Genomic DNA, 825 nt, shown 5'->3' with positions numbered 1-825 from the left:
CGCTCGCGCTCCGGCGGCTGGCGCCCTGAGAGTCTGGTCATCCCGCACCTCCCATCAGGTACAGAAGACCCCCACTAGCGCACTCTACCAGACAGCCAGCTTTGCCGTCCTAGAAAAAAAAGACGCTTCGGGCGGCCGAGCAGGAGCGGCCCGAGATTGCCGCCGAGCGTGAGGCTTATCGCCAGCAGATGAGCGACATGCCCGTGGAACGGTTGGTATTCCTGGATGAAAGCGGGGTGACGACCAAGATGGCCCGCACCCATGCGCGAGCGCCTCGAGGGCAACGCGCCTATGGCTCCATTCCGCTGGGCTCGTGGCAGCGGCTGACAGTGTTAGGCGCGCTGGCCTGTGAGGGCCTGATCGCCACGATGAGCATCGAGGCGTCCACCTCCACCCCGGTGCTGCTGGGCTATCTCGAACAGGTGCTGGTGCCCAAACTCCGGCGAGTCAAGCCGGATGCCATTCTGGTGATGGACAACCTGCGCCCGCATCGGGCCACAGAAGTGCGGGAGCTTCTCGATCAGGCCGGGATCGGGCTTTTGTACCTGCCGCGCTATTCACCCGAGTTCAACCCGATCGAGCCCGCCTGGGCCAAGATGAAAGAGCGGCTCAAAGCGAAAGCGGCGCGCACTCTCGAAGCCTTGGAAGCAGAACTCAAACCAGCCCTCGACACCATCACCGTAAAGGATGCGCGAGGCTGGATCAGGCATGCCGGCTATGCCCTACACTGAAACCAAAAGCGCTTTAGTACTACAGCCGGGCCTTGTGCGTTGTCTTAGACACGGAGGTGTCGCGCCATGACGCACCTAAGCCAGGCCCACCACT

The 825-nt window shown here is 62.7% G+C and carries 1 pseudogene; it reads left to right on the top strand.

Annotated elements, in window-relative coordinates:
• Nucleotides 1-134: 134 nt before the first annotated feature.
• Nucleotides 135-731: pseudogene (locus tag ILT44_RS30560) on the top strand (IS630 family transposase); the annotation flags it as partial.
• Nucleotides 732-825 lie beyond the last annotated feature (94 nt).

Origin of the sequence: Microvirga arvi (genome assembly GCF_016892765.1) — a bacterium.
GTDB classification, from domain to species: Bacteria; Pseudomonadota; Alphaproteobacteria; order Rhizobiales; family Beijerinckiaceae; genus Microvirga; species Microvirga arvi.
The sequence above is the reverse complement of the archived record's forward strand: the minus strand, read 5'-3'. Positions and strand labels throughout refer to the sequence as shown.